The 14,008-nt window shown below is 69.7% G+C and carries 12 protein-coding genes; 6 read left to right on the forward strand and 6 right to left on the reverse strand.

All coding sequences use genetic code 11. The features are described from left to right. The first annotated feature begins 66 nt into the window (after positions 1 to 66). The 4 genes from J6U32_RS14720 (at position 67) to hflX (ending at position 4,525) form a co-directional block, all read left to right on the forward strand. Positions 67 to 1,071, forward strand: coding sequence for a hypothetical protein (locus J6U32_RS14720; protein ID WP_244331979.1), 1,005 nt, complete (start codon positions 67 to 69; stop codon positions 1,069 to 1,071). Then, a complete protein-coding gene (gene miaA / locus J6U32_RS14725) occupies positions 1,068 to 1,991 on the forward strand; it encodes a tRNA (adenosine(37)-N6)-dimethylallyltransferase MiaA (protein WP_208791000.1) in 924 nt (307 codons plus the stop codon). The genes J6U32_RS14720 and miaA overlap by 4 nt, the downstream gene beginning before the upstream one ends. Further along, positions 1,988 to 2,908, forward strand: a complete 921-nt coding sequence (gene dapF / locus J6U32_RS14730; RefSeq protein ID WP_244331981.1) for a diaminopimelate epimerase — start codon at positions 1,988 to 1,990, stop codon at positions 2,906 to 2,908. The genes miaA and dapF overlap by 4 nt, the downstream gene beginning before the upstream one ends. 105 nt (positions 2,909 to 3,013) lie before the next feature. Continuing rightward, a complete protein-coding gene (hflX, locus tag J6U32_RS14735) occupies positions 3,014 to 4,525 on the forward strand; it encodes a GTPase HflX (RefSeq protein WP_208791001.1) in 1,512 nt (503 codons plus the stop codon). A 30-nt stretch (positions 4,526 to 4,555) separates the two neighbouring features. On the opposite strand, the gene J6U32_RS14740 is transcribed toward hflX, so the two are convergent. After that, positions 4,556 to 5,695, reverse strand: coding sequence for an MFS transporter (locus J6U32_RS14740; protein WP_208796138.1), 1,140 nt, complete (start codon positions 5,693 to 5,695; stop codon positions 4,556 to 4,558). 134 nt (positions 5,696 to 5,829) lie between these two features. Here J6U32_RS14740 and J6U32_RS14745 point away from each other — a divergent pair, with 134 nt between their 5' ends. Further along, positions 5,830 to 6,588 (forward strand): AraC family transcriptional regulator, encoded by a 759-nt coding sequence (locus tag J6U32_RS14745; protein WP_208791002.1) that lies wholly within the window; start codon positions 5,830 to 5,832, stop codon positions 6,586 to 6,588. A gap of 134 nt (positions 6,589 to 6,722) precedes the next feature. On the opposite strand, the gene J6U32_RS14750 is transcribed toward J6U32_RS14745, so the two are convergent. From J6U32_RS14750 to J6U32_RS14765, 4 genes are all read right to left on the reverse strand, one after another. Further along, positions 6,723 to 6,983, reverse strand: a complete 261-nt coding sequence (locus J6U32_RS14750; protein WP_006371172.1) for an HPr family phosphocarrier protein — start codon at positions 6,981 to 6,983, stop codon at positions 6,723 to 6,725. A gap of 144 nt (positions 6,984 to 7,127) precedes the next feature. After that, a complete protein-coding gene (locus J6U32_RS14755; protein ID WP_208791003.1) occupies positions 7,128 to 9,239 on the reverse strand; it encodes a PTS fructose transporter subunit IIABC in 2,112 nt (703 codons plus the stop codon). Between the two features lie 70 nt (positions 9,240 to 9,309). Beyond that, positions 9,310 to 10,275 (reverse strand): 1-phosphofructokinase family hexose kinase, encoded by a 966-nt coding sequence (locus J6U32_RS14760; protein WP_208791004.1) that lies wholly within the window; start codon positions 10,273 to 10,275, stop codon positions 9,310 to 9,312. Next, positions 10,272 to 11,042, reverse strand: a complete 771-nt coding sequence (locus tag J6U32_RS14765) for a DeoR/GlpR family DNA-binding transcription regulator (RefSeq protein ID WP_208791005.1) — start codon at positions 11,040 to 11,042, stop codon at positions 10,272 to 10,274. The genes J6U32_RS14760 and J6U32_RS14765 overlap by 4 nt, the downstream gene beginning before the upstream one ends. 277 nt (positions 11,043 to 11,319) lie before the next feature. Between J6U32_RS14765 and ptsP the strand changes: the two genes are divergently transcribed. Further along, positions 11,320 to 13,044, forward strand: a complete 1,725-nt coding sequence (ptsP, locus tag J6U32_RS14770) for a phosphoenolpyruvate--protein phosphotransferase (protein WP_208791006.1) — start codon at positions 11,320 to 11,322, stop codon at positions 13,042 to 13,044. A gap of 37 nt (positions 13,045 to 13,081) precedes the next feature. On the opposite strand, the gene lexA is transcribed toward ptsP, so the two are convergent. Beyond that, entirely contained in the window at positions 13,082 to 13,822 is a 741-nt protein-coding gene (lexA, locus tag J6U32_RS14775; RefSeq protein ID WP_208791007.1) for a transcriptional repressor LexA, read from the reverse strand. Positions 13,823 to 14,008 lie beyond the last annotated feature (186 nt).

The following is a 14,008-nucleotide window of genomic DNA, read 5'->3' on the forward strand; positions in this document are numbered from 1 at the left end:
CGTCAGGCCGCCGGGCTGGAGTCCATTCAAGCAGCTCAGAGTTCATCGCGTGTGGGCTGCGGAACAATGGGTCCCGCTCGTCGTCGGATCGGCGCGGTCCGGCCGGCGACGCCCGCCCGGGGTGTCCACGGTGGCCTCACGCCGTCGACTAGCGTCGAGCAGGTGTTCACCTGCGCGGTATTCGTCCCGAGTGCGCCCTTGTTGGTACCCGAACTCGCCGGTCCCGACGCCGACGACACGCGGCCGGTTCGCGAGGCGACGCGCTCGGCGGTGACCGCGCTGGTGGACTCGGCCACGCGATGGGTCGCCGTCGGCGCCGACGACACGGCGACCGCCCCGGAAGCCGCGGGACCCGACGCGGCCGTCCGCACCGACCGGCCGCGCTGCCGCACCGATGTGGCCGCGACCGGGACCTTTGCGCGTTTCGGTGTCGACGTGCCGGTGACCCTGGATTCCGCCGCGGATCCCACCGCCGAGGCGCCGTCGGCGGATACCGGCGCCGGCGCCGACCGGACGCGACTGCCGCTGTCGATGCTGATCGCCGCCTGGCTGCGGGAGCAGGCGGGAGCCGACCGCGTGACGCCGGTGGTGCTCGACCCGTCGGCGAGCCCCGAACAGTGTGCGGCGGTGGGGGAGGGGATCGCAGCGGCGCTGTCGACGGTGTCCGAACCGGTCGGTCTGCTGGTGGTGGGGGACGGTGCGATCGCGCTGTCCCCGAAGGCCCCGGGCGGCGGCGAGCGCGAATCGGCCGTGCGGTTGCAGGAGCGGATCGATGCCGCCCTCGAATCCGCGGATCTGTCGGCTCTGGCCGGCCTCGACGTAGAGGAGTGCCACGCCGAGGGTGTCGGCGGACGAGTCGCCTGGCAGGTCGCGGCGGCCGTCGCCCGTGCGGCGGGTACGCACACCGGTGTGACCCCTGCCGAGCTGCATCCCCCCGGGTTGGATGCAGCCGGGTTGGACGCAGCTGGGTTGGACGCAGCTGGGTTGAACGCCGAATGCCTGTATGCCGCTGCGCCGTTCGGTGTGGGGTATGTCGTGGCACGTTGGACGCCGAACCGGAACCGATCATGACCGGCGGTGGTCTGCCGGTTCCGGTTCCGGTGGCGGTGGTGGGTCCCACGGCGGTCGGCAAGTCCGATCTCGCGCTCGATCTCGCCGAGGCCCTCGACGGGGAGATCGTCAATATCGACGCGATGCAGCAGTACCGCGGAATGGACATCGGGACCGCGAAACTCGCCGTCGTGCAGCGTCGTGGCATCACCCATCACCAGATCGACGTCCTCGACGTGACCGAGGTCGCGACGGTCGCGCGATATCAGGCCGCGGCCACGCGCGACATCGAGGAGTTGCTCTCGGCCGGCCGGACCCCGGTGATCGTCGGCGGATCGATGCTCTACATCCAGGGGTTGCTCGACGACTGGCAGTTTCCGGCGACCGACCCGCAGGTTCGTGCGCGTTACGAGGAGATGCTGGCGCAGATCGGCGTCGCCGCCCTGCACCGCAAGCTCGCCGAGGTCGACCCCGCCGCGGCCGAAGCGATCCTCGACACCGACGGTCGCCGGATCGTGCGGGCCCTCGAGGTCGTCGAACTCACCGGTGAGCCGTTCGCCGCGTCGGCTCCGAAGATCGGTGAACCACACTGGGGTACAAGGATTCTCGCTCTCGACCGAGAAACCGCAGACCTCGACGAGCGGATCGTCGCGCGCACCGCGGCGATGTTCGCCGACGGCCTGGTCGACGAGGTGGCCGGGCTGGCGGAGAACGGTCTGCGTGAGGGGCGCACCGCGCGCCGGGCGATCGGATACGCACAGACCCTGGCCGCCCTCGACGGCGAGTACGACCTCGACCGGGCCGTCGAGCTGACCGTGATCGGCACCCGGCGCTATGTTCGCCGGCAGCGTTCCTGGTTCCGGCGTGATCATCGGATCGTGTGGCTCGACGCCGCGGCCGCCGACCTCACCGATCGGGCACTGGCTACCCTGGACCGGTGACGACCAGCGCCTCGACCACCGCCGCCGAATCGATGAGTGGCCTGCCGTTCGTGAAGGGTCACGGCACCCAGAACGACTTCGTCATCCTCACCGATCCCGCGGCCGAGATCGCACTGAGTGTCGATCTCGTCGCCGCCCTGTGCGATCGACAACGCGGTATCGGCTCCGACGGGCTGTTGCGGGTCGCCCGATCGGGTGCGCTGGTCGCGGCCGGGGTGCTCGAGGTCCTGCCGGATCAGGTGCGCCCCGACGACTGGTTCATGGACTATCGCAACGCCGACGGCTCGATCGCCGAGATGTGCGGCAACGGGGTCCGCGTCTTCGCCCATCACCTGCGCGCGTCGGGCCTGGTGGCCACCGACGAATTCACCGTGGGCTCGCGTGCCGGTGCCCGTCCGGTCATCGTGCACACTTTCGACCGGCTGCGCGCCGACGTCAGTGTGCAGATGGGCCCGGCGAGCGTGGGGGAACCCTCGACGGTCCGCATCGGTGACGATCTGTACCCCGGGGTGGCGGTCGACGTCGGCAATCCGCATCTGGCCTGTGTCGTTCCCGAACTCGATGCCGCCGGCCTGGCCGCCGTCGACTTCTCCCGGGGTGTCGTGATCGACCCCGAGGTCTTCGCCCACGGCGCCAACGTCGAACTGTTGACCGTCCCCGAGGCCGTCGATGGACGTCTGCACGCCCGGATGCGGGTGTTCGAACGTGGCGTCGGTGAAACCCGAAGCTGTGGAACGGGTTTGGTCGCCGCCGCGGCGGCCGCGCTACGCCATCGGGGTGAGCGGGTCGGGGAGTTGGTGATCGACGTGCCGGGCGGGCGGGTCGAGGTCCGCATCCTCGCCGACGACGCGTGGCTGCGCGGTCCGTCGGAACTGGTCGCCGACGGTGCGTTGCGCGCCGGATGGGACGGTTCCTGACACGACCGGGGCGCGCCGCCGGGACGGCCGGGCGGTCGGCGCCGCCGGGTGCCGCGAAATATTCGTGTGCGCTGCATCGTTGCCGCATGCGACCATGGAAGGCGTATGAGCAACACGACGCACACCGCATATCCCATCCCGACCCCTGATCTCCCCGAGGACATCGGTGTCTCCGACGACACCGACCTCACCGACGATCAGGGCTTCACCGGGAGTCACCGCGCCGACGAGCCGACCACCGGCGAACTCCAATTGTCCGAGCGTGCCTCCCTGCAGCGCGTGGCCGGTCTGTCGACCGAGCTCACCGACATCACCGAGGTCGAGTACCGGCAGCTCCGGCTCGAACGCGTCGTGCTGGTCGGTGTCTGGACCGAGGGCACCTCGGCGCAGGCGCGCGCGGCGATGACCGAGCTCGCCGCGCTGGCCGAGACCGCCGGGTCGGCGGTTCTCGATGCCGTCATCCAGCGGCGCAACGCTCCCGACCCCGGCACCTACATCGGGTCCGGCAAGGCCGAGGAACTGCGCGAGATCGTGCTGGCCACCGGCGCCGACACCGTCATCTGCGACGGTGAGCTCACCCCCGGTCAGCTCACCGCGCTGGAGAAGGTCGTCAAGGTCAAGGTCATCGACCGGACCGCGCTGATCCTCGACATCTTCGCCCAACACGCCACCTCCCGCGAGGGCAAGGCACAGGTGTCGCTGGCCCAGATGGAGTACATGATGCCCCGCCTGCGTGGCTGGGGTGAGTCGATGTCACGGCAGGCCGGTGGTCGTGCCGGCAGCAACGGTGGCGTCGGCCTGCGCGGTCCCGGTGAGACCAAGATCGAGACCGATCGTCGCCGGATTCGTGAGCGCATGGCCAAGTTGCGGCGCGAGATCCGGGACATGAAGAAGGCGCGCGTGACCAAGCGATCGGCCCGCAGCCGCAGCGCGGTGCCGTCGCTGACGGTCGCCGGCTACACCAACGCCGGGAAGTCGTCGTTGGTCAACGCGATGACGGGCGCGGGCATGCTGGTGCAGGACGCCCTGTTCGCGACCCTCGACCCGACGACCCGCCGGGCCACGCTCGACGACGGTCGCGAGGTGGTCTTCACCGACACCGTCGGCTTCGTCCGCCACCTGCCGACCCAGCTCGTCGAAGCCTTCCGCTCCACTCTCGAGGAGGTCGTCGACGCCGACCTGCTGTTGCACGTCGTCGACGGCAGTGACGAGTTCCCCGCGGAGCAGATCGCCGCGGTTCGTCGGGTGATCAACGAGGTCGTCGCCGAGGAGGGGGTGTCCTCGCCGCCGGAACTGCTCGTGATCAACAAGATCGACGCGATCGACCACACCCGGATGACCGAATTGCGGGCGATGGCCCCCGACGCGGTCTTCGTCTCGGCGCGCACCGGTGAGGGATTGCCGGACCTGTTCGATCGGGTACGGGAATTCGTCGGCCGGACCGACGTCGAACTGACCCTCGCCGTGCCCTACACCCGGGGCGACCTAATCTCGCGTATCCACGAGGAGGGTGAGGTGCTCGCCAGCGACCACACCGCCGACGGCACCCGCATGACGGTGCGGGTGCCGCAGGCCTTCGCCGGTCAGCTCGCCGACCTCGTGGTCACGCGGTCCTGACCGTCGCCGGTGCCGACCGCGTCACGCTGATCATGGGTCGGTCCGGACGGCCTCGGGTGCGGGTGTCGGTTCGCGCAACCCGCTCGACAGGGCGAGTGCGAGAACCGGGATGCAGCCGAGCACGACGAACACGGCCTGCGTGCCCCACCGGTCGGCGACCATCCCCAACAACGGCATGAACAGACCGCCGGCACTGACCGCGAGCCCCAGGGTGACACCGGCCGCGGTGCCGGGGCGGTTGGGCAGATAGTCCTGGCCCAGCTTCACCAGCACGGCGAACGGGATGTTGGTCACCAGGCCGACCACGAAGACCAGGGGCAGTGCCGCGATCTGATGGCCGCACGCCAGCATGGCGAACAAGGCGGGGATCAGCGCGATGTTGCCGATCTGCACGGTGCGCACCATCCCGACCCGGTCGCCGAGCCGCCCGCCGGCCAGCGTGCCGAACACCCCGCCCACCAACTGCAGCGTGAGGGCAAGTCCCGCAATCGAACTCGACGCCCCGAGGTGTCGTATCCAATACAACGCGATGAAGGTGTTGACGCCGAAGGAGATCGTCGAGCGGACCACTTCGACGGCGGTCAAGGTGCCGAACATGCCCCAGCGGTCGACTCCGCCGTGGGCGATCCGCGCGGCGGGATGTACCGCGGTCCGGCGTTGATGGCGCCAGAGGATGTATCCCATCAGCACCGCCGGGCCGATGAACACCGCAGTTGCCCCGACACCCCACGCATCGAGCGCCGGGGTGGCCAGGGCGGGCGCCAGGAAGAAGCCGACGCTGCCGCCGGCGGCGAACAGGCTCATCGCGCTCGCGCTGTCGCCCGCGGCGCTCCGCGCGTCGCGCCCGGCGGGTGGATGGAACATCGCCACGCCGAAGCCGGAGATCAGCAGCAGGGTCCAGACCAGGGCGTATGAGCCGGCGAGGCCCGCGAGTCCGGCACCCGACCCGGCCACGACCAGCCCGACCGGCGACATCCACCGCAGCCGATGCCGGTCGGCCAGCAACCCGATCAGAACCTGTGGCAGTGCGCTGCCGAGTGTGGCGGCGAGCGCGAGACCCGAGGCGCCCACATAGGAGTAATGCCGCTCCAGCACGAAGAACGGTACGGCGGCCGGTACCAGGCCCTGGTAGAAGTCGTCGACCGCATGGGCGGTGGCCCAGATTCGCATACGCTGCCATGCCGATCCCGAGTCGGCAGGTCGACGTGACCCCGGTGGAATCGCCTCGACGGCGGTGTTCTCGATACTCATGGTTCCATCGTGGTTCGTCGACCAGTTGCAGTCTTCCGATATTCTGTCAATCAATGTCGGAAAACAGCCAGCATGAGCGGGTGGTGACCCAGACGTCCTCGCGCGCGGCCGGCGAGATCGTCGAGCGTCACCGGCACACCGATGACCAGCTCATCTACGTCAGCCGTGGGGTGATCGCCGTCGCCACCGATGACGGACACTGGGTCGCGTCGTCGAATCGCGCGGTGTGGATTCCCGCCGAGACGTGGCACCAGCACCGATTCCACGGCACCAGCCGGTTTCATACGGTGGGCTTCGCCGCAGCCGAACGAGTGCTGGACGCAGACGGTCCCGCGGTGATCTCGGTGGCGCCGTTGGTGCGGGAACTGGTGATCGCCGTCGCGACCGATGCCCTCGGCCTCGACGAACTGTCCCGGATCCGCGCCGTGCTGCGCGATCAGCTGCGCCGCGTGCCGCAGGATCCGGTCTCGCTGCCCACCCCACGCGACGACCGGCTCGCGCGTGCCTGCGACCTGGTGCTCGCCGACCTCTCCGTCCCTCGCCCGCTGAGTGAGCTCGCGGCGGTTGCCGGTGCAGGCGAACGCACCCTGGCACGCCTGTTCCGCGACGAGATGGGGGTGACCTATCCGCAGTGGCGCACCAACATCCGGGTGTATCAGGCCATGATCGCGCTCGCCGAGGGACGCTCGATCACCGCGACCGCCCACGACTGCGGGTGGGCCACCCCGAGTGCGTTCATCTCGGCTTTTCGGCAGGCGACGGGCCGCACCCCACGCGCGTACCAGCTTGAAACCGTCCCGGTGCGTTCCTGACCGGCCGAGGTTCTCCCACCGCCGGAATCCCTCGGTCACAATCCTTGTGGGACGAGTGTTGCGGCGACAACGCCATCGGCCACCGACCCGCTGGGGTCGGTGGCCGATGGCGTTGTCAGAGTTCGGTTACCGGGTCACTCGGCGTCGAGGTCGGTGGCGACCAACTTGGCGATCGCGTCGACGGTGGCGGGGTCCTCGGCGGTCACGACCACGTTGGTGCCCTTCTCGGCGCCGAGCGTCATGATCATCAGCGCCGATCCGGCGTCGACCGGCTCGCCGCCCTCGACGGCCAGGGTGATCAGGCCGCCGGCATCGGCTGCGGCCTCGGCGATGATCGTCGCGGGGCGGGCGTGCAGTCCGACGGCGGAGCCGACGGCGACGGTGGTGCTGGGCATGATGGGTTTCTCCTTGACCTGTTTGGATGGATCTGGTGGGACGGGGATCGATTCAGACGGGATCGGTGGTGGGGGACGGACCGCGCGCGGGCGTGACCTTCGATTGTGCCCGCGGCGGTCGGTCGAGGTGGGCGAACCGCGCCATCAGGCGGGGACGGCCTCCCGCGGGGTGGTCGCGACGGCGGTGCGGTCGCGGTTGCGGCCCCACTGCTTGGCGGCGATGACGCACAGCGCCGAGAGAACGGTGCCCGCGGCGAGGGCGACGAGGAACCACCACCAGGCGTTCATGGCGAAGAAGACGAACACGCCGCCGTGCGGGGCGCGCAGTTCGACGCCGAGCGCCATGATCAGCGCGCCGGACAGGGCACCGCCGGCCATCATCGACGGGATCACCCGCAGCGGATCGGTCGCGGCGAACGGAATGGCACCCTCGGAGATGAACGAGGCGCCGAGAAGCCAAGCGGCCTTGCCGTTCTCGCGCTCGGGTTCGGTGAACAGCTGCGGACGTAGGACCGTGGACGCCAGGGCCATTGCCAGCGGCGGGACCATGCCGGCACACATGACCGCGGCCATGATCTCCAGCTGCGCCGAGCCGCCGACCGCGAGGCCGGTGGTGGCGAACAGATAGGCCGCCTTGTTCACCGGGCCGCCGAGGTCGAAGCACATCATCAGGCCCAGCACGATGCCCAGGATGATCGCCGAGCCACCGGTCATGCTGCTGAGGCCGTTGTTCATCTCGGTGGTGAGCCACGCCAGCGGCCTGCCGAGGAACATGAACATCACCGCACCGATGACGAGGCTGCCGAAGAGCGGGATGATCACCACCGGCATCAGGCCACGCGCCCACTGCGGCAACGGAAGTCGAGAGATCGCCAGGCAGATGACGCCGGCCGCGAGGCCACCGATCAGGCCGCCGATGAAGCTGGCGCCGACGGCCACCGACACCAGGCCGGCGACGAAGCCGGGAGCGATACCGGGCCGGTCGGCGATCGCGAACGAGATGTACCCGGCCAACGCCGGGACCAGCATGCCCATCGCCAGGGAGCCGATCGCGAAGCTCACCGCCCCCAGATAGGTGCCGAGTCCTCCTGCCGGGAGATTCCAGAGCGTGTTGTGCAGCGCGATGTAGGCACCGTCGCTCATCGTCTTGTCGATGTTCTTGTTGGCGATCTGGTAGCCGGCCAACAGGAATCCGAGGGCGATCAGCAGACCGCCTGCCGCGACGAACGGGATCATGTAGCTGACGCCGGTCATCAGGGCCTGCTGAACCTGCTTGCCCAGGCTGAGCCCGCCCTTCTCCGTGGCACCGGCGGCGGCACTGTCGCCGTCGCCGGCGCGCACCACCGCCGCGTGCGGATTCTTCGCTGCCGCAAGCGCTTCGGCGATCATCGCGTCGGGTTCGTTGATGGCGCGCTTGACACCGGACTCGATGACCGGCTTGCCGTGGAACCGGCTCTTGCCCTTGACGCCGACGTCGGTGGCGAAGATGACGGCGTCGGCGCCGGCGATGACGTCCGGGGTGAACGGGGTGGTTCCCGAGGAACCCTGGGGCTCGACGTGGAAGTCGACACCGGCGCGCTCGGCGGCGTACTTCAGCGCGTCGGCGGCCATGTAGGTGTGGGCGATCCCGGTGGGGCACGCGGTGATCGCGACGATCGACATCGGCGTGTCGCTCGTCGGCGCGTCCGGGGTCGACGAGTCGGCCGGGGGGGACTTCTGGGTGGTCACCTTGTCGGTGGCCACCTTCTGCGTTGCCACTTTCTCGGTGCTCGTGTTCGCGGCGGTGCTCGAGCCGGCCGCGGGCGGATTGATCGCACCGTCGACGAGGTCGACGATCTCGTCGTCGGTGCGCGCTGCCCGCAGTGAGGCGACGAAGTCGGGGCGCACCAGCGCACGAGCGAGCGAGCTGAGCAGTTTCATGTGCTCGGAGGCACCGCCCTCGGGGGCGGCGATGAGGAAGACGATGTCGGCCGGACCGTCGGGGGCGCCGAAGTCGACCTTCTTCGACAGCCGCGCCATCGCCAGGCTCGCCTGCGACACCGATGCGGCGCGGGCGTGGGGGATGGCGATCCCGCCGGGTAGGCCGGTGGCGGACTTGGCTTCTCGGGCGAGTGCGGCGCGCGCGAGGTCGGCGGGTTCGCTGGTACGACCGGCTTCGCCGAGGTTCTCGGCGAGGTGATTGATCACCGCCGACGGGTCGTCGCCTGCGTCGACGTCGAGATTCACCGTGGCTGCGGTGATGATCTGCTCGGACATGGGTTTCCTTACTGCTGTGTCCTGGTGGGGGTGTTGATGGTGGGGGTCTGGTTCTGGGTCACGGGTGGTGTCATGGGGTGGGGGCGGCTCCGGCGAGATCGGTGATCACGACATGGTCGGGATCGAGGTGGTCGGGGCGGGGAGGCTGGGTGCCGGCGAGTGCGGCCGCCGCGGCGCCGTAGGCAACCGCGCTGCGCAAGCGTCCGGGCTCGTCGTCGCCCCGGGTCTCGGCGATCAGGTAGCCGGCCAGCGAGGAGTCGCCTGCGCCGACGGTGCTGCGCGGGACGATCGGCGGCGGCGTGGCGAACCAGCTACCGGACTCGGTGGTCAGCAGTGCGCCGGCCGCGCCGAGGGTGGCCAGCACGGCGCCGCCGATGCGGTGCGCCATGTCGGCCGACGCCGAGACGATGGGCGACAGATCACCCTCGGTGGCGGCGCGACGCAGGATCTCCGGATCGGCACCACTGACCTCGGCGAGTTCGTACTCGTTCGGCTTGATCAGGTCGACGCGTCCGGTCACCGCCGCCGACAGGGGAGCGCCCGAGGTGTCGATGGCGACCCGGTGTCCGCGCGCGATGAGTTGGTCGGCGAGCACGCGATACCAGTCGTCGGCAACACCCGGTGGCAGTGATCCGCACAGGGCCACCCAGTCGGCGCCGGCCGCGCGGGCCAACACGAGATCGGTCAGCGCACGCACCTGACGGTCGTCGAGGAATTGACCGGAGGCGTTGATCTTGGTCGTGGTGCCGTCGGGTTCGGCGATGGTGATGTTCGACCGCACCTCACCGGGCACGGCGAGGGCCTCGTGGCGGAGTCCGACCTGGTCCAACGCGGTCAGCAGCGGATCGCCGTTGCGTGCCGGCAGGACCGCGAGGGTGGTCAGGCCCGCCTCGGCGATGACGCGGGAAACGTTGACGCCCTTGCCGCCCGGCTCGGCGCGGACACCGACGGTGCGTTGTACCTCGCCGCGTTGGAGGGGACCGGCGATCTCCAGGGTGCGGTCGAGGCTCGGGTTGGCGGTGACGGTGAGGATCATGCGATCACGACCTCGATCCCGCGCGCGGAGAGCACCGCGGAGAAGGTGGGATCGATACCGGCGTCGGTGATGAGGACATCGACGTCGTCGAGGTCGGCGAAACCGGCGAAATCCTCTCGATTCATCTTCGAGGAGTCGGCGAGCACGATCACGCGCTGAGCCGAGCGCACCAGCGCCGACTTCACCGCCGCCTCGTCGGGGTCCGGTGTGGACAGACCAAGCCCCTCGCTGACCCCGTTGGTGCCGATGAAGGCGACCGTCGAGCGGAACTGCCGGAGTCGGGACACCGTCTCGGCGCCGACCGCGGCCTGCGTCAGACTACGGACTCGTCCGCCCACCAGATGCAGTGTGGCGCTGGGATGTTCGGCAAGAAGCGTGGCCAGGGGCAGGCTGCTGGTGACCACGCTCAGGCGTCGGTCGGTGGGGATGTTGAGTGCGGCCTGGTAGGTGGTGGTGCCGGCGTCGAGAGCGAGCGAGCCGCCGTCGGGCGGCAGGAAACGCATCGCCGCACGGCCGATCGCCACCTTCTGATCGGCATGGCTGGCCTCGCGCTCGCCGATGCCCTGCTCGTCGACGATCTGGACCAGGCCGGGACGAACCGCGCCACCGTGTACGCGCTGCAGATGGCCGGCGCGTTCCAGGCTGGCCAGATCGCGTCGCACCGTCTCGCTGGTGACCTCGAAGCGCTCGGCGAGCGCGCTCACCGAGGCGCGGCCCTTCGAGCGGACCAGCTCGGCGATCGCCTGCTGTCGTTCTTCCGCGTACACGTCTCTCCGATCTCTTTCCGACCACCGACCCCATGTGGGTTTCTGTGGGACTCGGTGTTGATATATCTGTGTTTACGCCTGTTTATGTTGACAAGTCAAGGATTTCTTGTAACTTCGATCACAAGAGGTGGTGACGTACCGGTGTTTCACATCCATCGGACGCCTGGTCGGATCACACAGAACGACCGCTTGACCGGTACGACCTGCATCACCGAACACCCGCACCACCGCATCACCGAACAACCGCATCACTGAAGGACGAGGAAAGGCCGGAACCGTGGATCAACAGGTTCGCCCCCAGCACACGCAGACCGAGAGCAGTGCGTCGGATGCCGACACCACGCTGCACGGGACGCCCGTCGTCGGCGGCAAGGCCTACGGGCCGGTCGTCCGGCCGGGTGAGCGGGTGAGCGTCGCCTCCACCGATCCCGGCTCACACGTGGTGGCCGAGGCCGACCGTGAAGCCGAGAAGGCCCGCTTCGCCGATGCCGCCGCCGTGGTCGCCGCCCGACTGCGTGAGCGCGCATCGCACGCCTCGGGCGCCGCCGCCGAGGTCCTGATCGCCACCGCGGGCCTCGTCGAGGATCGGGGATGGATCGGGACGGTTGCCAAGCTGATTGCCGACGGCACCCCGGCCCCGGCCGCGGCCGCCGCGGCCACCGAACAGTTCGCCGCGATGTTCGCCAAACTCGGCGGGATCATGGCCGAGCGCATCACCGACCTCAACGACGTCCGCGATCGGGTGGTGGCCGAGGTGCTCGGCGAACCCGAACCGGGGGTCCCCGTGCCCGACGAACCGTCGGTGCTCCTCGCCGACGACCTCGCGCCCGCCGACACCGCCGGCCTCGACCCGAAACTGATCACCGCGCTGGCCACCCGGCTCGGCGGCCCGACCAGTCACACCGCGATCATCGCCCGCCAACTCGGGATTCCGTGCGTGGTGGCGGTCGCCGGTCTCGACGAGGTATCCGCGGGCACACCTGTGCTCGTCGATGGGACGGCGGGAACCGTTGTCGTCCAACCTGATCCGGAGCGCGCCAAGGACGAGGTGGAGCAGAGCCGGCGGGAGGCGGAGGCGATCGCGGGATGGAGCGGGCCCGGACGCACCGCCGATGGCGTGGAGGTGGCCATCCTGGCCAACGTCGCCGACGGCGTCTCGGCGCGCGCGGCCACGGCGTACCCCGTCGAGGGGGTGGGTCTGTTCCGCACCGAACTCGCCTTCCTCGATCGGGCCGACGAGCCGTCGGTGCAGGAGCAGGCAGCGCTCTATCGCGAGGTCATCGAGGCTTTCGACGGCAAGAAGGTCGTCGTTCGGACCCTGGATGCCGGCTCGGACAAGCCACTGAAATTCGTCGATCACGGCACCGAGGCGAATCCCGCACTGGGGGTACGGGGCAACCGGATCGCCGCGACACATCCCGAGATCCGTGCCGGACAACTCGACGCGATCGCCCGCGCCGCGCAGGAGACCGGGACCACGCCCTGGGTGATGGCGCCGATGATCGCCTCGGCCGCCGAAGCCGCCGAATTCGCCGCCGAGGTCCGCGGCCGCGGGCTCGTGGCGGGGGTGATGATCGAGATCCCGTCGGCGGCGATCCTCGCACCGTCCATCCTCGCCGAGGTCGACTTCGTCTCGATCGGCACCAACGACCTGACGCAGTACACGATGGCCGCCGACCGGATGTCGGCCGAACTCGCCGGGCTCACCGACCCGTGGCAGCCTGCCGTGCTCTCGCTGATCGCCGGTGTCGCCGAGGCCGGCACCCGCAGCGAGACCCCGGTGGGGGTGTGCGGCGAGGCCGCCGCCGACCCGCTGCTCGCGTGTGTTCTCGTCGGACTCGGCGTCACCTCGCTGTCGAGTGCCCCGGCCGCGGCGCCCGCGGTGGGGGCGAAGCTCGCCGAGGTCGACCTCGAGGCGTGCCGCTCCGCCGCCCGTGCCGCACTGGCCACCGCATCACCGGCCGATGCGCGTACCGCGGCAGCCGAAGCGTTGCGCGGCTGAGCGATCCGACCGAACGGTCCGGCGCGGGTGGCTCCGCTCAGATGCGGCGCATCACCGTGACGACCTTGCCCAGGATCGCGGCGTCGTCGCCGGGGATGGGCTCGAACAGGTCGTTGTGCGGCATCAGCCACACATGACCGTCCTTGCGCTTGAAGGTCTTGACCGTCGCCTCGCCATCGATCATCGCTGCAACGATGTCGCCGTTGTCGGCGACGTTCTGCTGCCGTACGACCACCCAGTCGCCGTCGCAGATGGCCGCGTCGATCATCGACTCGCCGACGACGCGCAACAGGAACAGCGACCCGTCGCCCACGAGTTCACGCGGCAGCGGGAAGACGTCCTCGACGGCCTCCTCGGCCAGGATCGGTCCGCCGGCCGCGATGCGCCCCAGGACCGGCACGAACGTCGGCGTGGGGAGATTCGACGCATTCGGATTGTCGTCGGTGGGTGTGGGATCGCCGTCCTGGACGTTCACCGCACGGGGCCGGTTGTGGTCGCGTTTGAGCAGACCCTTGCGCTCGAGGGTCCGTAGCTGGTGTGCGACCGATGAGGTCGACGCCAGGCCGACGGCGTCGCCGATCTCGCGGATGCTCGGCGGGTATCCCCGCTCGCGCACGGACTTGCGGATCACGTCGAGCACGCCCTTCTGGCGCGGGGTGAGCGCGGCCTCGACGGCCGCCGGATCGATCGGGCCGGTCGCGACGGTCTCGTCGGAGTCGTCCGAGTCGGTGACGGTGGTCGCCTCGGGGTCGGACGAACGGCCCTTCTTCTCACTCATGGGGTTCGCATCCTTTCGGTCGGTGCGCACGTCCTGTCGGAGTACGCCCTGGTTGACGGGCCCTGTGGAGAGCTGAACACCGGCCAGGGTAGCCGAGGCGACAGGCAACCTCAAACATGTGTTCGACGTGTCGCGAGAAATTGTCGGAGCCCCGTGGTAGAACTCGAACATCCGTTCTTCGAATGC

The sequence above is a fragment of the Gordonia polyisoprenivorans genome (assembly GCF_017654315.1).
In the GTDB taxonomy this organism is placed as follows: domain Bacteria; phylum Actinomycetota; class Actinomycetes; order Mycobacteriales; family Mycobacteriaceae; genus Gordonia; species Gordonia polyisoprenivorans_A.